Source organism: Methylobacterium sp. WL8 (genome assembly GCF_008040045.1).
Taxonomy (GTDB): Bacteria; Pseudomonadota; Alphaproteobacteria; order Rhizobiales; family Beijerinckiaceae; genus Methylobacterium; species Methylobacterium cerastii.
In genome coordinates, this window is sequence record NZ_VRVF01000003.1 from 44,608 (window position 1) to 63,999 (window position 19,392).

At 70.6% G+C, this 19,392-nt stretch carries 15 protein-coding genes; 6 read left to right on the plus strand and 9 right to left on the minus strand.

Features of this window, described 5'->3' with window-relative positions; genetic code table 11:
* The first annotated feature begins 39 nt into the window (after positions 1-39).
* The gene (locus tag FV234_RS01820) at positions 40-3,105 is read left to right on the plus strand and encodes an efflux RND transporter permease subunit (RefSeq protein WP_147763322.1); all 3,066 of its coding nucleotides are present in this window, start codon (positions 40-42) and stop codon (positions 3,103-3,105) included.
* Here FV234_RS01820 and FV234_RS01825 read toward each other — a convergent pair.
* From FV234_RS01825 to tsaA, 3 genes are all read right to left on the minus strand, one after another.
* Positions 3,092-3,610, minus strand: a complete 519-nt coding sequence (locus tag FV234_RS01825) for a MarR family winged helix-turn-helix transcriptional regulator (RefSeq protein WP_187273549.1) — start codon at positions 3,608-3,610, stop codon at positions 3,092-3,094. The genes FV234_RS01820 and FV234_RS01825 overlap by 14 nt on opposite strands.
* 218 nt (positions 3,611-3,828) lie before the next feature.
* On the minus strand, positions 3,829-4,530 hold the full coding sequence (locus FV234_RS01830; RefSeq protein ID WP_147763320.1) for an SGNH/GDSL hydrolase family protein: 702 nt from the start codon (positions 4,528-4,530) through the stop codon (positions 3,829-3,831).
* On the minus strand, positions 4,527-5,033 hold the full coding sequence (tsaA, locus tag FV234_RS01835) for a tRNA (N6-threonylcarbamoyladenosine(37)-N6)-methyltransferase TrmO (RefSeq protein ID WP_147763319.1): 507 nt from the start codon (positions 5,031-5,033) through the stop codon (positions 4,527-4,529). Before tsaA ends, FV234_RS01830 begins: the two co-directional genes overlap by 4 nt.
* 142 nt (positions 5,034-5,175) lie before the next feature.
* Here tsaA and FV234_RS01840 point away from each other — a divergent pair, with 142 nt between their 5' ends.
* Positions 5,176-6,645: an AMP nucleosidase gene (locus FV234_RS01840; RefSeq protein ID WP_210250839.1), complete on the plus strand. Its 1,470-nt coding sequence runs from the start codon at positions 5,176-5,178 to the stop codon at positions 6,643-6,645.
* Between the two features lie 10 nt (positions 6,646-6,655).
* Here the strand turns inward: FV234_RS01840 and FV234_RS01845 are convergent, their stop codons facing one another.
* The 3 genes from FV234_RS01845 to FV234_RS01855 all read right to left on the minus strand — a co-directional run bounded on the left by FV234_RS01845 (position 6,656) and on the right by FV234_RS01855 (position 11,182).
* Positions 6,656-7,816 carry an alpha/beta hydrolase gene (locus tag FV234_RS01845; protein ID WP_147827932.1) on the minus strand — a complete coding sequence of 387 codons (1,161 nt, stop codon included), beginning with the start codon at positions 7,814-7,816 and terminating at the stop codon, positions 6,656-6,658.
* A gap of 123 nt (positions 7,817-7,939) precedes the next feature.
* Positions 7,940-10,417: a PBP1A family penicillin-binding protein gene (locus tag FV234_RS01850; protein ID WP_147827933.1), complete on the minus strand. Its 2,478-nt coding sequence runs from the start codon at positions 10,415-10,417 to the stop codon at positions 7,940-7,942.
* A 129-nt stretch (positions 10,418-10,546) separates the two neighbouring features.
* Complete coding sequence (locus FV234_RS01855) at positions 10,547-11,182, minus strand: HdeD family acid-resistance protein (protein ID WP_147763929.1); 636 nt, start codon at positions 11,180-11,182, stop codon at positions 10,547-10,549.
* 213 nt (positions 11,183-11,395) lie between these two features.
* On the opposite strand from FV234_RS01855, the gene FV234_RS01860 reads away from it, so the two are divergent.
* The 3 genes from FV234_RS01860 (at position 11,396) to FV234_RS01870 (ending at position 16,168) form a co-directional block, all read left to right on the plus strand.
* Complete coding sequence (locus FV234_RS01860; RefSeq protein ID WP_147827934.1) at positions 11,396-12,625, plus strand: HlyD family secretion protein; 1,230 nt, start codon at positions 11,396-11,398, stop codon at positions 12,623-12,625.
* On the plus strand, positions 12,622-14,283 hold the full coding sequence (locus tag FV234_RS01865; RefSeq protein WP_147763931.1) for a DHA2 family efflux MFS transporter permease subunit: 1,662 nt from the start codon (positions 12,622-12,624) through the stop codon (positions 14,281-14,283). The genes FV234_RS01860 and FV234_RS01865 overlap by 4 nt, the downstream gene beginning before the upstream one ends.
* 142 nt (positions 14,284-14,425) lie before the next feature.
* Complete coding sequence (locus FV234_RS01870) at positions 14,426-16,168, plus strand: PQQ-binding-like beta-propeller repeat protein (protein WP_246686104.1); 1,743 nt, start codon at positions 14,426-14,428, stop codon at positions 16,166-16,168.
* Positions 16,169-16,172: 4 nt separating this feature from the next.
* Here FV234_RS01870 and FV234_RS01875 read toward each other — a convergent pair whose 3' ends face one another.
* Positions 16,173-16,433, minus strand: coding sequence for a hypothetical protein (locus FV234_RS01875; protein ID WP_147752253.1), 261 nt, complete (start codon positions 16,431-16,433; stop codon positions 16,173-16,175).
* A 220-nt stretch (positions 16,434-16,653) separates the two neighbouring features.
* Between FV234_RS01875 and FV234_RS01880 the strand changes: the two genes are divergently transcribed.
* Positions 16,654-17,001, plus strand: coding sequence for an acyl-CoA thioesterase (locus tag FV234_RS01880; RefSeq protein ID WP_238272557.1), 348 nt, complete (start codon positions 16,654-16,656; stop codon positions 16,999-17,001).
* Positions 17,002-17,008: 7 nt separating this feature from the next.
* On the opposite strand, the gene FV234_RS01885 is transcribed toward FV234_RS01880, so the two are convergent.
* Together FV234_RS01885 and FV234_RS01890 are read right to left on the minus strand one after the other, a co-directional pair.
* Positions 17,009-18,250: an O-antigen ligase gene (locus FV234_RS01885; protein ID WP_147827935.1), complete on the minus strand. Its 1,242-nt coding sequence runs from the start codon at positions 18,248-18,250 to the stop codon at positions 17,009-17,011.
* Positions 18,251-18,462: 212 nt separating this feature from the next.
* Entirely contained in the window at positions 18,463-19,368 is a 906-nt protein-coding gene (locus tag FV234_RS01890; RefSeq protein ID WP_147752256.1) for an alpha/beta hydrolase, read from the minus strand.
* Positions 19,369-19,392: the final 24 nt, after the last annotated feature.

Below are 19,392 nucleotides of genomic sequence, written 5' to 3' on the forward strand. Positions count from 1 at the left end.
TCGTGGGCGGATTTTGAATCGTGGGCAGGATTTCCGATCGTGGGTAACTTCAACGCGTCGGAATGGGCGCTGTCGCACCGCTCGTTCGTGTGGTTCCTCATGGCGATCTGCCTGGTGGCCGGCACGCTCGCCTATCGCGGCCTCGGCCGCGAGGAGGACCCGCCCTTCGCGATCAAGACGATGGTGGTGCAGGCGGTCTGGCCCGGCGCCACGATCGGCGACACCCTCGAGCAGGTCACCGACCGGATCGAGAAGGAGCTGCAGCAGGTCGCGACCCTGGACTACGTCCGCAGCTACACCACGCCGGGCAACGCCACGGTGTTCGTGCAGCTGCGCGACACCACGAAGGCGTCCGAGATCCAGCCGTCGTTCTACCAGGTCCGCAAGCGCCTCGGCGACATCCAGGGCACCTTCCCGCAGGGGATGCAGGGGCCGTTCTTCAACGACGAGTTCGGCGACGTCTACGGCAACGTCTACGGCTTCACCGCCGACGGCCTGAGCCACCGTCAGCTGCGCGACTACGTCGAGGGCGTGCGCACCGAGATCCTCAAGGTGCCCAACATCGGCAAGACGCAACTGCTCGGCACGCAGAAGGAAACGATCTTCCTCGACTTCTCCACGCGCAAGCTCGCCGGCTACGGCATCGACATCCAGTCCCTGATCAAGACGCTGCAGAGCCAGAACGCGATCTCGCCCTCGGGCGTGGTCCAGGCCGGCCCCGAGCGGGTCTCGGTGCGGGTGAGCGGGCAGTTCTCGTCCGAGACCTCGCTGGAGACGATCAACCTGCGGATCAACGACCGCTTCTTCCGCCTCTCGGACGTGGCCGAGATCAGCCGCGGCTACGAGGACCCGCCCGCGGCGCTGTTCCGCGTCGATGGCAAGCCGGCGATCGGTCTCGCCATCGCCATGCGGCCGAACGCCAACCTGCTGCATTTCGGCGAGGACCTGAAGGCGCGGATGCGCCTGATCGAGGCCAAGCTGCCGATCGGCGTCGGCATCCACTTGGTCTCCGACCAGCCCCGCATCGTCGAGGAGGCGGTCGGCGGCTTCACCCAGGCGCTCGTCGAGGCGGTGGTGATCGTGCTCGCGGTGAGTTTCGTCAGCCTAGGCGTGCGCGCCGGCTTGGTGGTCTCGATCTCGATCCCGCTGGTGCTCGCCATCGTCTTCGTGGTGATGCAGATCATGGGCGTCACGTTGCAGCGCATCTCGCTCGGTGCGCTGATCATCGCGCTGGGCCTGCTGGTCGACGACGCGATGATCACCGTCGAGATGATGGTGGCGCGGCTCGAGCTCGGCGATTCGCTGAAGAAGGCTGCGACCTTCGCCTACACCTCCACCGCCTTCCCGATGCTGACGGGCACGCTGGTGACCGTGGCCGGCTTCCTGCCGATCGGCTTCAACGGCTCCTCGGCCGGCGAGTACACCTACTCGCTGTTCGTGGTGATCGCGGCCTCGCTCCTGGTCTCGTGGGTGGTGGCCGTGCTGTTCGCGCCGCTGATCGGCGTGACATTGCTGCCCAAGACCATGAAGAAGCACAGCCACGAGCCCGGCCGCATGGGGCGCCTGTTCCTGCGCGTGCTCGTCGCCGCCATGCGCTGGCGCTGGCTCACGGTCGCTGCCTGCGTCGCGCTGCTCGGCCTGTCGATCTTCGGCATGACCTTCGTGCAGCAGCAGTTCTTCCCGGCCTCCGACCGCACCGAGATCCTGGTCGACTTCACCCTGCCGCAGAACGCCACCATCACCGAGACGCGGGCGCAGATGGACCGGTTCGAAGCCACGTTGAAGGGCGACCCGGACATCGAGCGCTGGTCGTCCTATGTCGGACAGGGCGCGGTGCGTTTCTACCTGCCGCTCGACCAGCAGCTCGCCAACAGCTTCTTCGGGCAGGTCGTCGTCGTGACGACGTCGCTGGAGGCGCGCGACCGCCTGTTCCCCAAGCTCGAGGCGCGGACGAAGCGCGACTTCGTCGGCACCGACGTGTTCGTGAACCCGCTCTCGCTCGGCCCACCGGTGGGACGGCCGATCCAGTACCGCCTCAGCGGGCCGGACCTGCAGGTGGTGCGCGCCAAGGCGCTGGCGCTCGCCGACATCGTCGCCAAGAGCCCGCATGTCGGCGTGCCGACCTTCGATTGGAACGAGCCCGGCAAGGTGCTGCGGGTCGAGATCCTGCAGGACAAGGCGCGCCAGCTCGGCGTCACCAGTCAGGACATCGCCGGCATCCTCAACGGCGTCGTCGGCGGCTCCTCGATCACACAGGTGCGGGACTCGATCTACCTCGTCAACGTCGTCGGCCGGGCGCAGGCGGCGGAGCGGACCTCGCTGGACACCCTACAGAGCCTGCAGGTGAGCCTGGCCAACGGCTCGGTGGTGCCGCTGCTCGCCTTCGCGCGGATCGGCTTCGACCTGGAGCAGCCGATCGTCTGGCGCCGCGACCGGGTCGCGACGCTCACGGTTCGCGCACCGATCGTCGACGCGACTCAGCCGCCGACGATCGTGGCGGCGCTCGCCTCCGACATCGCCGCCTTCACGGAGGCGCTGCCCGAGGGTTATGCGCTGGCCACCGGCGGCGCCGTCGAGGAGGCGGCCAAGGGCCAGGGACCGATCGCGGCGGTGGTGCCGGTGATGCTGCTGACCATGGCGGTGTTCCTGATGATCCAGCTTCAGAGCGTCCAGAAGCTGTTCCTGGTGTCGAGCGTGGCGCCACTCGGGCTCATCGGCGTCGTCGCGGCGCTCCTGCCCTCGGGCAAGCCGATGGGCTTCGTCGCGATCCTCGGCATCCTGGCGCTCATCGGCATCATCATCCGCAACGCGGTGATCCTGGTGAGCCAGATCGAGGAATGCGAGGCCGACGGGCTCGGGCCCTGGGACGCGGTGGTGGAGGCGACGCGCCACCGCATGCGCCCGATCCTGCTGACGGCGGCGGCGGCGAGCCTCGGCATGGTGCCGATCGCCCGCGAGGTGTTCTGGGGGCCGATGGCCTACGCGATGATCGGCGGCATCATCGCGGCGACTTTCCTAACGCTGTTCTTCCTGCCGGCGCTCTACGTCGGGTGGTACCGGATCCGCCCGCCGGCCGCGAACGGTCCGAAGCCTAACGCGGCTTGATCGCCCGCCGCGGCGAGGTCGGCGGTGCGGACTCGATCGGGGCGACCCGCTGCGGCGGGATCGCCACCGGCGTCGAGAACGCGCCCAGGTTGTCCACCAGCTTCGTCAGCAGGCGGATCGTCTCGGCCACCTCGTCTTCCTTGAGCGCGGCGAGGAAGTTGCGCTCGCGCTGCAGCGCCACCACGGTGATGCGGTCGTGCAGGTCGAGGCCGGCGGGCGACAGCGCCAGCAGGCGGCGGCGTGCGTCCTCGGCGTCGCCGCGGATCAACACGAGGCCGCGGCTTTCCATCCAGGCGATGCTGCGGCTCACCACCGCCTTGTCGAGGGCGGACAGCTCGCAGATCCGGTGTGCGGTGATCCACGGGTCCGAGGCGAGCCGGTACATGATCCGCCAATCGGTCAGGCCGACGCCGAAATGCTGCCGGTAGAAGATCGACGCGTTGTTGGTCAGCGTGTTGGACAACAGGGTCAGCAGCGCCGGCACGTAGACCTTCGGGTCCACCATGGCGCTCGTGCTTCCGTTTACGTCGGGCGTCTCGTCTGCGCCCTCGTTCGATCGACCCATTGGCCACACCCCGCCGGGACTTGTTCACCCGTTCATCGCCACGCGATGCCGGATCGTCCCGGTCGCCGGAATACTTAGACCTGTTCCCGGGCGTTGCGCACCTGCAACGTGGAAACTTGTCTCCGCCGACACAACCTTATTTGCCGGCGGAAGTTCGCTTAAGGCGTGCCGGCGCTGCACAGAGCGGGCGCGAGGGCGGCGAGCGCGGGGCGATAGGCTGACAAGTGCAAGCCGTCGCGCATCGCGCCGGGCTTGGCGAAGCCCGTGGTCCCGTCTCGGATGGCGGCGAACGGGTCGGCGAAGCGGCAGCCGAGGCGCGTGCACAGGGCCTTCAGGCGCTCCGAGTAGTCGCCGACCGCCAGCGGGTCGAGGCGTCCGTCGAGCTCGCGCCCGATCGGCGGAAGCGCGGTGACCACGAGGCGATCCGTCGTGGCCGTCAGCTGCCGGATGATCCGCGTCGCGGCCGCCTCGTAGCGCGCCGCCGCGGCCGGGTCGCGCGGGTCGTTCTTGGACAGGATGTCGTTGGTGCCGATCGTCAGCACGGCGGCCCGCGGACGCACGGGAAACCGCAGGGTCGCGACGAGGTCGGCGTAGACCGGTGCGGTGGCGCCGCTGACGCCGCCGTTGACGAGTTCCAGGCCGCAGGGCCGCTGGGCCGGGGCCTGCAGCTCCGCGTGGGAATCGCCGGCCAGGAACACGTAGGCCGCCGGCGCCTCGTCGAGATGCGCCTGCACCGCGTAGAGCCGTCCCAGGGCGTAGGCCCGTACGTTGACAGGGGCGGTGGCGAGCATCCGCCCGACCAGGATGCCGGCGCCGACGAGCAGCACGGCGGTGGCGGCGAGCGCGACCCGGCGCCTCATGCGCGGACGGTCCCGGCTCGGTCGACCGTGGCCCCGGGCCGGGAATCGGTGGTGGCGTAGTAGGGCTTGATGTCGAGGAGCGGCGTGCCGTCGAGGCAATCGAGCCCGCGTACCGTCAACGTCGCGCCATCGCGCCCTAGCAACTCCACCACAGAGAGCGCGATCGGGTTGGGGCGCGCCGGCGAGCGCAGCGAGAACGTGCCGCGGCTCCCGTTCGCGTGGCGCGGGCGCTGGACGAGGAGGCCGCGCTCGGCCCGGTCCATCCAGTAGAGCAGGATCAGATGGCTCGCGCCCTCGACGTTCCGGAGGCCCGCGGCGTAAACCGGATCGACCTCGACGGTGCAGGCCGCGTCGGTCTGCAGCCCGTTCTTCGGGCACTGCCCGCGGATGGTCCACGGCGTGCGGATACGGCCGATGAAGTGCACGCCGGCATCGGCCTGCTCGGGGAGGGCGATTGCCTCCTCGCCCTCGCGGCGCGCGAAATCGTTGCTGTCAGCGTCCATGGCGTCCCGACCGGTCCGTCCGGCGGCTTTCCGACAAGTCGGCGCGGACCGCAAGCCCCGCCTCGCGCGACCGGGCAGGGGGGTGTAGAGCCGAGACGAAGCAGCAAGGGGATCGCGCGTGATCGAGAACGAACTGCGCCCGATGGAGACGGTGGCCGACGTCGCGACCGCCGTGGACCGGCTCGTCGAGCTGCATGCCGGCGCGACCCAGGCCCTGCGCACGGCGCTGACCCGGACCCTCGACGGCGGCACGCCGCCGGACGCCGCCGAGCGGCTGCAGTTCCGCTACCCCGAGCTGCGCGTCACCTACCGGCCCGCCGGCCCGGTGCCGCGGATCAGCCGCGCCACCGCCAAGATGCAGGCGCCCGGCACCTACAGCACCACCGTGACCAGCCCCGCGGACTTTCGCGCCTACCTGACGGCGCAGCTCGAGCCGCTGGTGGCCGATTACGGCGTCGGGCTCGAGGTCGGCCTGAGCGCGCAGGAGATCCCGTATTCCTACGTGCTCGAGCCGGGCACCGACCTCGGCGCCGGGCGGGTGAGCCCGGCCGAGCTCGCGACCTGGTTCCCGGTGCCGCTGCTGTCGCTCGTCGGCGACGAGATCGCCGACGGCCTGTGGCAGCCAATGGCCGACGAGCCGCGCCCGCTCGCCCTGTTCGACGCCGTGCGAGTGGATTACTCGCTGCGCCGCCTCGTGCACTACACCGGCTGCGACTGGCGCGAGGTGCAGCCCTGGATCCTGCTCACCAACTACCACCGCTACGTCGACCAGTTCGTCCGCCACGGACTGGAGCGCCTGGCCTCGGGCGCGGAGGGCTTCACCAAGCTGGTCATGCCGGGCGGCATCACCGTGACGCGCGGCGAGGCGGCGTCGGCCGATCCGGCGGCGCTGATGGCGGCCTCGCCCTGGCATCGCTTCCAGATGCCGGCCTACCACCTCGTCGCGGAAGGTGCCGACGGCACCGCGCAGGGCACCACGCTCGTCAACATCGGCGTCGGCCCGTCGAACGCGAAGACGATCACCGACCACCTCGCGGTGCTGCGTCCGCATTGCTGGCTGATGGTCGGACATTGCGGCGGCCTGCGGCAGTCGCAGACCATCGGCGACTACGTGCTCGCCCACGGCTACATGCGCCGCGACCGCATCCTCGACGAGCTGGTGCCGCCGGACGTGCCGGTGCCGGCGCTCGCCGAGGTGCAGCTCGCGCTGCAGGCCGCGGCCGCGCAGGTGACGGGCGAGAAGGCCGACGCGCTCAAGCGCCGCCTGCGCACCGGCACCGTCGTCACCTACGACGACCGCAACTGGGAGCTGCGCTTCAGCCAGGAGCGCCGCCGGATCAACCTCAGCCGCGCCATCGGCGTCGACATGGAAAGCGGGACGATCGCCGCGCAGGGCTACCGGCTCCGCGTCCCCTACGGCACCCTGCTCTGCGTCTCCGACAAGCCGCTGCACGGCGAGATCAAGCTGCCGGGCGCGGCCAACGCGTTCTACGAGCGCGCGGTGGCCGAACACCTGCTGATCGGGCTCGCCGCCCTCGACATCCTGCGCGGCGACCGCCACGGCCTGCACTCGCGCAAACTCAGGAGCTTCGACGAGCCGCCGTTCCGGTAGAGCGTCCTCGCTATTTCAGCGTGCCGGCAATCCAGCCGATGATCGCGTCGGCGACCTCGCCGTTGTTGGTCTCCAGCATCATCATGTGGCCGTTGCCGTGGATGCCGTGCTCGGCCAGCGCCAGCCGGTCGGGCTTGGCGCCGGCCTGTTCGAGGAAGGCGCCCGTGCAATCGTCCATAGTCGCGCGGAACGACGCCTCGGCCGTGACGATCACGGCGGGCACGCGCGCGAGGTTCGGCAGCTTGCGTGCCGGCTCGGCCTGGAGCCAGCAGCGGATCTGGCCGGGGCGGAGCGGCGCCTCGGACTGCGCCACCACCAAGTCCGTCGAAGACGAGACCGGCGGATCGAAGGTCAGCGGCACGCGGGTGATCCCGTAGGGCCGCGCGCGGGCCTCGCCGACCTTCTCGTACCAGTCGGCGCCGCCCTTGAAGCGGATGTCGTAGAAGGTCGGCCCGTTCGGCTCGACGGCGACGTGTGCCTTCACGAGGTCGGGCCGCCGGTCGGACACCGCCCAGCCGAACACGCCGGCCTGCGAGTGCGTCAGCAGGACGGAGGGACCGATCTTCTCCAGAAGCGCGATCAGCGCCGGGTCGACGAGCTCCTCGCTGCGCAGGGCGCTGGCGATGAACGGGACCTGCGAGAAATAGAACTGGTCGAACGCCGCGTTGCCCTTCACGCCGGCTCCGCCCGGCCAACGGGTGTGGAGCTTGGCCTGCGGGAACAGGCCGAAGTTTTCCTGGCCCGTGAAGATCGTCTCGAGGTCGTTCGGCGCGAGGCGCGCATAGGGCCCGTAGGCCTCCGGGTTGTCCCCGGATCGGCCGCGCCCGACCTGATCGACCACGTAGACCGCAAAACCCTTCTCGACGAAGCGGTCGACCCAGCCGGGACGGCCGTCGGGCGTGCCGAGGAAGTTGACACCGGTCTGCGCCGTGCCGTGCACCATCACCACGGGGTAGGGCTGCGTCACCTGCGCCGGCGCGTGATACTGGACGAACATCTGCCCGACCGCAGCCGCCTTGCCGCCGGCCGTCTCGTAGGTGCCCCCGACGAAGAAGTAGCCCTCGCGCTGCGCCGGCTTGAAGGTCGCCGGGTGGTCGGGGGCGGGCTCGGCCAGGGCCAGCGAGCCGAAGCACAGCAGCGCGCATACGCCGCCCAGGACGGGTTTCCGCATCGTGACCTCCCATCGACGTTCTGTTCGCGTCGGATGGGACGCTAGCAGCCGGACAGCGTTCGCGTCAGGCCGGATGGAGTGGGGACCGAGAGGGCGAAGGCCGTCTGTCCCGGCACGCGTCCGTCACCGCCGCCCGCCCCACATCCCGGTGCGTTCCGAGCGGGCCTGCTCTTCCGCCGCCAACAGGTCCGGCGGGGCGTCCTCGGTGGCGCGGGCGCCGCCGGCCGAGAGGATCAGGGCGGCGAGGTCGTCGCCGTCGATGCGGCACCGGGTGCCTTGGGTCCCGCCGGCATCGGGCGTGCACACCACCTCGCGGCGGCGCAGGTATCGGGCGAGCTGGCGGGCGAGGTGGCCGCCCTGGCCGTCGACGCCCGTGAGTCGCACGGTGCGGCCGCGGAACGAGAGCGTGCCGGTGTCGATCACCTCGGGCACGCCGCGCGCCTCGGAGCCGGGGGGCTGTGCGGCGGGCGCAGCCGGTGCGGGGGCGGCGGTCGCCGGCTCGGCCGGCTGCGGCGCGGCCTTCGCCGCGGAGGGGCGCTTTCGGCCCTTCGCCATCTGGGCCGAGGCGCGCTGCACGAAGTCGCGGAAGATCGAGGCCGGGACGTCGCCGCCGCCGACGCGGTTCATCGACGAGTTGTCGTCGTTGCCGACCCAGACGCCGACGACCATGTCCGGCGTCATGCCGATGAACCAGGCGTCGCGATAGTCCTGCGTCGTCCCGGTCTTGCCGCCGACCGGCTGGCCGGACACGCGCGCGCCCTTGCCGGTGCCGCCGTCGACCACCGCCTGCAGCGAATCGAGCATCATCGTGCGGCTGTCGCCCGGCAGGCCGGCCGCGGGCTTGGCGTCCGGGTGGACGTAGAGCGGGGCCGCCGCGCCGCCGCGGATCGCGTGGATGTCGAAGCTCTCCACCGGCGTGCGGTTGGCGAGCACCCCGGCATAGGCGCGCGTCATCTCCAGCAGCGTCACCTCGGCCGAGCCGAGGGAGAGGCTCGGCACGTTCGGCAGCTCGGACTGGACGCCGAGCCCTTTGGCCGTCGCGATCACCGCCGGGATGCCGAGCTCGTCGCCGAGCTGGGCCGCCACCGTGTTGATCGACAGGGCGAAGGCGGTCCGCAGCGGCACCGCGCCGCGGAAGCGGTTGTTCGAATTCTGCGGCTCCCAGTCGCCGATCTGCACCGGGCGGTCCACCAGCACGGTCTCCGGCGTCAGGCCGTTCTCGTAGGCCGTGAGGTAGACGAACAGCTTGAACAGCGAGCCGGCCTGCCGCTTGGCCTGGGTCGCGCGGTTGAACTGGCTGTCCTCGTAGTCGCGCCCGCCCACCATCGCGAGGATCGCGCCGTCCTTGGACATCGCGACGAGGGCGCCCTGGCCGATCTTCTTCTTGCCGCCCTCGGCGTCGAGGCGCCGGGCGACGACGCCTTCGGCGAGGCTTTGGAGGTCGAGGTTCAGGGTCGAGCGCACGGTGAGGTCGCCGGGCGCGTCGGTGAGCTTCTTGGCGTCGGCCGCCAAGAGGTCGAGGAAATAGTTGCTGCCCGGCGGCGTCTCGGGGGGCGTGCGCAGGGTCACGGTCTTGGCGCGCGCCGCGTCGGCCGCTTCCGCGGTGATCGCGCCGGTCTCGACCATGGTCTGCAGCACCACGTCGGCGCGCTCCTTGGCGCCGCCGAAGTTGCGCGTCGGGGCGAGCTGCGAGGGCGCCCGCACCAAACCGGCGAGCATCGCCGATTCCGGCAGGGTCAGGGCCTTGGCGCCCTTGCCGAAGTAGCGCCGCGCCGCAGCGTCGATCCCGTAGGCGCCGGCGCCGAAATACGCGGTGTTGAGGTAGCCGAGCAGGATGTCGTCCTTGCTCATCTCAGATTCGACCCGCAGCGCCAGGAACGCCTCCTGGACCTTACGGCGCAGGGACTTCTCCTGGTTGAGCGAGGTGAGGCGGACATATTGCTGGGTGATCGTCGACCCGCCCTCGCGCACGCCGCCGCCGACGGCGTTGCGCCACGCCGCGCGCATCAGCCCGCGCAGGTCGATGCCCCAGTGGCTGTAAAAGCGCCGGTCCTCGATCGCGACGATCGCCTGGGCGAGGTGGGGCGGCAGGTCGGCCTTGGTGATCGGCTGCCCGCGGAACGCGCCGCGCGTGGCGAAGACCCGGCCGTCGTCGGCCTCGACGGTGAGCGCCCGCTGGCCCTGGTCGATCACCACGCCGCCGAGCGGCGGCAGAGTCAGGAAGGCGAACAGGACGTAGGCGGCCAGCGCCGCCAGCGGCAGGGCGACGACGAGCGCGGCCGCAATGAGGATGGGGCGCAGCGGCCTTCGACGAAACGCCAGAAGTGACCGGGCGGGCAGCGCCGCCTCCGCACTCTCGACCGGAGCGCCCGGATCGGCTGCCGCCGCCGCCCGGCGCCGCGCTGCGAGGCCGCCGACGAGCGAGCCGGTGGCGCGCGCCGCATCCCGACCCGTGCGGCCGGCACCCCGCGCCGCTCCCGCGGCGAGGATGCCGAGCTGGCGCGCCAGGACCTTGGCGGCGGCGGCCGCTTCCCGCGCCGCGGCGCCCGTGTCGGGCGGGGCAGCGTCGGGGGGGCGTCGATCCGGGTCGGGTGAGCTCATCGCGTTCCTGAACGGGTACAGATCTGTACCGGTGCACATGCGGAGCGACCGCCCCCGGGTTGCGCCGTTCTAGAACAGTCGGGCCGGGCGAAGCTATGCCGTTCGCCGCCCGGCGGAATTGGCGATGGATCAGACCCCGTGGCGGAAGGGCATCGGCGAGCCGGCCGCCTCGTGGCGGTCGCGCAGGCGGACGCCGAGGATCACCAGCAGCACGCCGAAGGCGACCGCGTAGGCACCGAGCCACCACGTGAGCACCAGGGCCGACATGCCCGGCTCGACCAGCAGCACCCCACCGAACAGGATCGAGACCAGGCCGCCGAGGCCGAGCCACCAGCGGCCGAAATGCAGGTGGAGGCGGAAGGCCGCCGCGATCATCAGGGCGCCCGTCACGATCGCCCAGATCGCCACCAGCAGCACGAAGGCCCACACGGCGGCGCCGGGCACGAAGAAGGCCGCCACGCCGACGAGGATGTCGAGCAGACCTTCGATCAGCAGGAAGCCCCAGCGCTCGTGCGCCTGCGCCGCCCGCACGGACGCGATGATTGCGAAGATGCCGTCGGCGACCATGTAGGCCGTGAAGAACCACACCAGCGAGAGCACGAAGGCTGCCGGCGCCACGAAGGCGAGCACGCCGAACAGGATCGCGACCACGCCGCGCAGGGCGACGAGCCACCAGTTGCGCGCGAGCGTCCGGCTCATGGCATCGAGGCGCGCGATGCCGACGAGCGGAACGCCGGCCGGGTTGGTTCGGGTGAAGAGGGCCATCGTGTCGGCTCGCTGAGAATTCGGAATGTCGGTCCGGCGCAGAACGCCGCACCGCAAACGCGCGTTCCCACCGCGACGTCGGCACCGACGCGGTGGGCGCGCGCGAGGTCCGGAACTTTGCGGCCGCGCCGGCTTTTGAGTCCGCGAGGCGGGTGTTCGATCGCTCCGGCCACTCACGGGTGGCGGGACGCGCGTGGGCGGTTATCTTATCCGATGCTAGACGAACAGCGCCAGGCGACGGCCCTGGATCAGCCGACGCGCCCGCTCGAAGACCGCGCCCTGCCCGAGCGCCGCGACATCATCGACCTCAAGCCGCCGGAGGACGACGCCCCGGTCGACGACGAGGCGCAGGACAAAGCGAAGGCCGGCTCCGAACAGGAGGACGATTCGGACGACGAGGACGAAGAAAACCGCCCGGGCATCCTCAAGCGTCATCCGTGGTGGTTCGTCCTCGGCGGCATCGCGATCGTGCTGCTCGGGGTGGCCGGGTTCTTCTACTGGCAGATCTACTTGCATCCTTACGAATCCACCGACGACGCGTTCGTCGACGCGCGCCAATTCTCGGTCGCCCCGAAGGTGTCAGGCTACGTCGTCGCCGTCGCGGTGACCGACAACCAGCACGTCGAGACCGGGGCGACGCTGTTCCAGATCGACCGGCGCGACTACCAGGTCGCCCTGGAGCAGGCGCAGGCGCAGATCGCGTCGGCGAAGGCCTCGATCCAGAACGTCGACGCGCAGGTGGAAGCGCAGAAGGCGCAGGTCGAGGTCGCCAAGGCGCAGGTGACGCAGAACCAGGCGGCGCTCGACTTCGCGAAGGCGGACGCGGCCCGCTACAAGGATCTCGCGAGCCGCGGCGCCGGCACCGTCCAGCAATCGCAATCCTCGACCTCGACCCTCGAGCAGCGGCAGGCGTCTCTCACGAGTGCGAATGCCAGCGTCACGCAGGCGCAGAAGCAGATCGGCTCGCTTCAAGCGCAGCGGGCGTCGGCCGAGGCGAGCCTCGCCAACGCCGAGGCGCAGGCGGCGCAGGCCGTGCTCAACCTCGGCTACACGACGGTGACGGCGGCACAGCCGGGCCGTGTCGTCCAGCTCACCGGCGCGGTCGGGCAATACGCCCAAGCCGGCCAGTCGCTGGCGATGTTCGTGCCCGACGAGAAGTGGGTCGTCGCCAACTACAAGGAGACGCAGATCACCGACATGCGCCCCGGCCAGTCAGTGCGGATCGAGATCGACGCGTATCCGGACCGCAGGATCAGCGGCAAGGTCGCCTCGGTGCAGCCGGGCTCCGGCACCGCCTTCAGCCTCCTGCCGGCGCAGAACGCCACCGGCAACTACGTGAAGGTGGTGCAGCGCGTGCCGGTGAAGATCGTCGTCGACGAGTGGCCACAAGACGTGTCGATCGGCCCGGGCATGTCGATCGTGCCGACGGTGCGGGTGCGATGAGCGCCGACGCCGCCGCGGCGAACGGCGGTTCGCGCAAGGCGGGCGGTAAATCCGGTGGCGCCGCGAAGGCGAAGTCCGGCGGATTGCCGCGCACCGCGGGCGGCCACAGCCCCTGGTCGGTGGCGCTGGTCGTGGCGCTGGCCACCTTCATGGAGGTGCTCGACACCACCATCGCCAACGTCGCGCTCCGCTACATCTCCGGCGGCCTCGCGGTCGGGCCGGACGAGGCGGCGTGGGTGGTCACGAGCTACCTGGTCGCCAACGCGATCGCGCTCACCGCATCGAGCTTCCTGGCCAAGCGCTACGGCCGCAAGGCGTTCTTCATCGCCAGCGTCGCGCTGTTCACCGTCGCCTCCCTAGCCTGCGGCTTCGCCTGGGACCTGAACTCGCTCCTGCTCTTCCGCGTCATCCAGGGGCTCGGCGGCGGCGGGATGGCGCCGCTGGCGCAATCGATCCTGGCCGACTCGTTTCCCCCGGCGAAGCGCGGACAGGCGTTCGCGCTCTACGGGCTCGCCATCGTCGTCGCGCCGGTGGTGGGGCCGACGCTCGGCGGCTGGCTGTCCGACAACGTCTCCTGGCACTGGTGCTTCCTGATCAACGGACCCGTCGGCGTGATCGCGCTGGCGCTGATGTGGTGGCTGCTGGAGGATTCCGAATCCGCGGTGAAGGAGCGCAAGGCCCTTCGCAAGAAGGGCGTGCGCTTCGATCTCGTCGGCTTCCTCCTGGTTGCGACCTTCCTCGGTTCGCTGGAGGTCTGCCTCGACGAGGGCCAGCGCAAGGATTGGTTCGGCTCGCCGCTGATCCAGGTCTTCGCCGTCCTCGCCGTGATCTCGTTCGTCGCGATGATCCCGTGGCTCCTGACGGCGAAGAACCCGGCCGTGGACCTGCGGCTCTTGGGCAAGCGCCAGTTCGGCTCGTGCTTCCTCGTCATGCTCGCCACCGGCGCGATCCTGATCGCGACGACGCAGTTCATCCCGCAGATCACGCAGGATTATTACGGCTACACCGCCACGATCTCGGGCCTCGTGCTGGCGCCCGGCGGCCTCGTCACCGTGGCGATGATGCTGGTGATCGGGCAGGTCTCCGGCTACTTCCAACCGAAATGGCTGATCGCCACCGGCGCGGCCATCGTCGCGCTGGCGATGTACGACCTGACGCGGATCTACGGCGACTCGACGTTCTGGTTCTTCGCCTGGTCGCGGATCTACATCGGCATCGGCCTGCCGATGATCTTCATCTCGATCACCGCGGCGTCCTACGAAGGCATCGACAAGTCGCAGACCGACCAGGCTTCGGCCTTGATCAACGTCGCCCGCAACGTCGGCGGGTCGATGGGCGTGTCGCTGGCGCAGAACATCCTCGCCTACCGCAGCCAGTTTCATCAGAGCCGGCTGTCGGAGAGCGTCACGACCACGAGCCCGGCCTACCAGGAGACCATGCGGCAGGTGACGCAGTACTTCACGGTCCACGGCACCCCCGGCGTCGACGCGCAGGGACAGGCCACCGCCTGGATCGGGCAGCAACTCGCGACGCAGACCGCCTTCTTCGCCTACATCGACGTGTTCTGGGCGCTCTGCCTCGTCTCGGCCTCGGCCGTCCCGCTGGCGATGATCCTGAAGCGGGTCGAGCGCGGCGGCGAGGCGCCCGCCGGACACTGAGCCGCGTCGGCCACGATCGCCCGGTTCGACACCCTCCGGGACATGCCCTACCGGTTGCACCAACGAGCAGAAGCCTCGACCGGAAGTGTCGAGCTGGAGGAGCCCGAGCGTGCCGCGTTCATCGAAACTGACGTCCGCAGCCCTGGCGCTCCTGGCGCTCGCCCTGCCTGCGCGGGCGGCCGAACCTTCGGGCGAGTGGCCGATGTTCGGGTACGATCACACCAACCGGAATTTCTCCGCGCTGTCATCGATCGACCGGTCGAACGTCGCACGGCTCCGCCCGGCCTGGATGTTCCAGACCGGCATCACCGGCTACTTCCAGGCTCAGCCGGTGATGGTCGACGGCACGCTCTACCTCTCGACCACGCAGAACAACGTCGCCGCGCTCGATGCCAAGTCCGGCCGGGTGCTGTGGACCTACACGCACAAGGCGCGCACCGAGAAGATCTTCGGGCCGCCCTCGAACCGCGGCGTCGCGGTTTCCGGTGGCCTCGTGTTCCAGGCGACGATGGACGGGCGGGTGATCGCGCTCGACGCCAAGACCGGCAAGGTCGTGTGGGACCACGAGGCGGTGCGGCCGGAGGAGGGCGAGTCCGAGACCGCCTCGGGCCTCGCGCAGCAGCTCGGCGGCAAGCCGGTGCAGGGTTCGAGCCGGCTCGGCTTCAAGATGCCGCCGCTGGTGGCCGACGGGCTCGTCATCGTCGGCGTCAGCGGCGCCGGCTACGGGCTCCACGTCGAGGACGAGAAGGGCGGCCTCGACGGCGGCTCCGTGGTGGGCATCGAGGGCGGCTACGGCCGCCGCGGGTGGCTCGCCGCCTACGATGCCAAGACCGGCGCGGAGCGCTGGCGCTGGTACGTCACCAAGGCCGACGGCTGGGAGGGCGACTTCGTCGAGACCACCGCCGACGGCGTCCCGCTCCATCGCGACGTCGCCGCCGAGAAGGCCGCGGCGCCGGCCAACCGCGAGGCCTGGCGGGTCGGCGGCGGCTCGCTCTGGATGACCCCGGCCTTCGACCCGGAACTCGGCCTGATCTACCTCGGCACCGGCAACCCGGCGCCGCAGAACTTCGGCCTCTCGCGGCCGGGCGACAACCTCTACACGATGAGCCTCGTGGCGCTCGACGTGAAGACAGGAAGCCTGCGCTGGTACTACCAGCAGGTGCCGCACGACGAGTGGGGCTACGACGTGGCGAGCCCGCCCTTCCTGCTCGACCTGCCGGGCAAGGACGGCGCCGTGAAGGCGGTCGCCTCCGCGAGCAAGACCGGCTGGATCTACGTCCACGACCGCGCCACCGGCCGGCTAATCGAGCGCTCCGCGCCCCTCATCGCGCAGAAGAACCTGTTCGCGCCCCCGACCGCGGAGGGCACCGTCGTGGCGCCGGGGCCGCTCGGCGCCGTCTCATGGCCGCCCACCGCCTACGATGCGGGAAGCGGCCTCGCCTACGCCCAGGTCCGGCACGGGGCGACGACCTACACCGTCAAGACCGTGCCCGGCGGCCCCGGCCGGCCGGAGATCCGCTACACCGAGACCGGCGAGGCGAAGGGCGAACCGAGCTTCAGCACGCTCACGGCCGTCGACCTCGCCAAGGGCGGCGGCATCGCGTGGTCGGTGAAGTCTGCGAGCCGGCTCGCGGGCGGCACGCTGGCGACGGCCGGCGGGCTCGTCTTCTCCGGCGAGGAGGACGGGCATCTCGATGCGCACGATGTCGGTACCGGCGCGATCCTGTGGCGCTTCCAGTGCGGGGCCGGCATCAGCGGCCCGGCGATCACCTACAGCCTCGATGGGAAGCAGTACGTCGCCGTCGCCGCCGGCGGCTCGTCCTACACCAAGGCCTCCGGCTTCGGCACCGGCGATGCGCTGGTGGTGTTCGCGCTGCCCGATTAGGAGCTCAGCCCTTCGGCCGCGCCTGCAGGATCGCCGCGCGGACGAACGGACGCTTGAGCGCGATGCCGACGTCCTCGCGCTCCATGAAGACCCGCGCGCCCTGGTGGTTGCGCACCGCCTTCATCAGGTTCAGCCGGTAGCCCTGCCGGAACACGAAGATCGGCGGCAGCGGGTCGGCGAGGTAGGCGGCGACGGCTGCGTCGACCTCGTCCTCGGCGATGTGACGTGAGCTGCAGAGGTCGCCGACGGTCTGGAAATCGATCATGCCCGCAACATAGGACGTCGGGCGCCCCCTGTCGCCGCCTGCATCGCGCGAGCGTTTTGTCCCGATCGGGCCTGTGTCAGGCTCAAGCGACGCCGCGGCTTCCGATTCGCAGCGGGAGCTCGACCCGATGCCGGCCCACGACACCGCGAACGGCGCGCCGGCCCCATCGCCGACGCAGCAGCCCTCCGACCGCGGACCGCCGGTGATCCGCACGATCGCGATGCCGTCGGATACGAACCCGGCCGGGGACATCTTCGGCGGCTGGCTGATGGCGCAGATGGACCTCGCCGCCGGCAACGTCGCCGCCCGCCGGTCGCGCGGGCGCTGCGCCACGATCTCGGTCGAGGCGATGACCTTCCACCATCCGGTCTTCGTCGGCGACGAGGTCAGCCTCTACGCCTGGATCCTCGGGGTCGGCCGCACGTCGATCCGCATCCAGGTCGAGGTCTGGCGCCGCGAGCGCGAGAGCGAGGCAACGATGCGGGTGACGCAGGCGCTGTTCACCTTCGTCGCGATCGATTCCGAGCGGAAGCCGAGGCCGGTGCCGCCGGAGCCGGGCGTGGCCTGAGGCCCGGTCAGGCGGCCGGGCGGTAGGCGGTGCGCAGGCGCAGGCCGAACACCGCCATCATGAACATGCAGCAGGTGGCGTTGTTGCCGTTGTACAGCACGGTCTCGAAGGACGCCGAGACGAGGCCGAGGAACCACAGGCGGACGAACAGCAGCGTCGTCGGGTCGAGGTCGCGCCCGCCCGCCGTCGCCTGCAGGTCGCGCAGCGGCATCAGCATGAAGGCGACGAGCGTGAAGGCGAGGCCGGGGAACCCCATCGTCAGCGCGGTGTCGAGGTAGGCGTTGTGCGCGTGGTTGGCGGTGTTGACCCAGGTCAGCTGCTCCGACCCGGCGTACATCGTCCGCTCCGTCATCCAGAACGCGCCGTAGCCCCAGCCTCGGAACGGCCGGATGAAGATGTTGTCGATCGCGAATTCCCAGATCTCGTTGCGCCCGGTGAAGGTCGCGTCGGTCATCAACGCACCGAGCTTCTCCTGGATCGCCGGCACCACGACGGAGCCGATCGACACGACGGAGAAGGCGACGACGGGGCCGAGCAGCAGCGACGTCCGGGCGAGGTTTCCGCGAAACACCTGGCATAGGGCGGTGACGGCGAGGATCACCGGCGTCACCAGCAGGGCGGTCTTCGAGCCGGACGCCACCAGGAACCCGACCGCGAGCAGGACGATGGCCCAGCCGAGGAACCGGCTCGCGGTCGCCCGCACGTAGAGGCCGCAGATGATCAGGATCACCATCGCCGCCCCCGCCTCGTTCTTGTGCGGGAAGATGCCCCGCCACAGCCCGGGATGGCTCGGATCGGAGTTCAGGTCGAAGGACGAGTGAATCGCGAGGTCGGGCACGAGCGCCACGGCGAGGTAGGACGCGACGAGGATGACGAGGGCGCTGCCGGCGAGCGTCATCGCGAACTGGCGCGGGGAGCGCGCGACGATCAGCACGCCGGCCGACAGCATCAGGGCGATCGCCATGAGCACGGCGCGTCGGATCGACAGCGACGGCTCGATCGACAGCAGCACGGTGGTCCCGAGCCAGCCTGCGCAGAGCAGCAGCGGCCAGGTCGCCAGCGGTCGCAGCCGCGCCGGCCCGAGCCGCCAGAGGGCCGCCGCCATCGCCGCCCCCAGGCCGAGGAAGATCACCTGCGTGAGCCCGCTGCCGTCCTCGGAGGCCGCGAGCGTCGAGCGGTTGGCGAGATCGTGGAACCAGAGGTGGTTCCACAGCACGACCAGCACCGTCCCATTCAGGAGCACGCGCATCCAGTCCGGAAGGTCGCCCGCGGCTGGAACCGCGGAAGACTCGACCCGTCCGATCCGCGTTGCGATCCCTGGAGCAGAAGACAAGCGAGCATTCCGTCCGAGCGTTTCGTCGGTTGACCAAGCCAGCGTAGCCCGGAACCGGCCCGGCGGTCACCGAGAACCAGCCCGAACCACCGCGCGACTTCGCGATAACCTTGACGCGCGGTCGCCGCTCAGCGCCGCCCGATCGTCATGGACTGCCGGCTCGCCGCCTGGGTCTTGAGGAAGGCGGCCATCTCCGCGAGCTCCGGGGCCTTCGAGCGGAAGGTCACCGAGAGCGCGAGCAGCGTGTCGGCGTGGTCGAGGCCCGGATAGACGCGCTCCTGCACCGGCACGCGGGCGTCGCGCAGCTTCGCGGCGAGGCTCTGCGTGTTGCGTGGGCGCACGAGGGTGTCGTCGGCGCCGGTGGCGAGGAAGGCCGGCGGCGCGCTCGGCCCGACGAAGGCCACCGGCTGGGTCGCGCGCGGATCGGGCGCCTGGCCGAACACCTTGCGGGTGGTGTCCTGGTCGAAGGGCAGGAAATCGTAGGGGCCGGACAGGCCCGCGACCGCGCGGATCACCTTCGGGTCGACGCCGGCCGCCTTGAGGTAGCGCGTGTCGAGGCCGAGCATCAGGGCGTTGTAGGCGCCGGCCGAATGCCCGGCCAGCACGATCCGGCGCGGGTCGCCGCCATAGGCCGCGATGTTGTCGCGCACCCAGGCGATGGCCGCGGCGCCGTCCTCGAGGAAGCCGGGGAAGGGCGCCTCCGGGTAGAGCCGGTAGTCCGGCAGCACGGTGACGAAGCCCTGGGCGGCCAGCGCTTGGCCTACGAAGGCGTAATCCGCCTTCGAGCCGCTCTGCCAGGATCCGCCGTAGAAGAACACCAGCACCGGCGCGTTCTCGGGGGCGTTGACCGGGACGTAGACGTCGAGCCTCCGGCGCGGGCCCTCGCCGAAGGGCTCGTCGCGCAGCACCTGCCGTCCGCCGGCATCGCGCGGGCCGATCGCGTCGAACAGGGCGAGGGGGGAGCAGGCGGCGATGCCGATCGCCGCGAGCGCGAGGCATGCCAGGCTGGCGAGAGCCGTGAAGATTCGTGTCATTCGATGTCCGATTGGGCCGCGAAC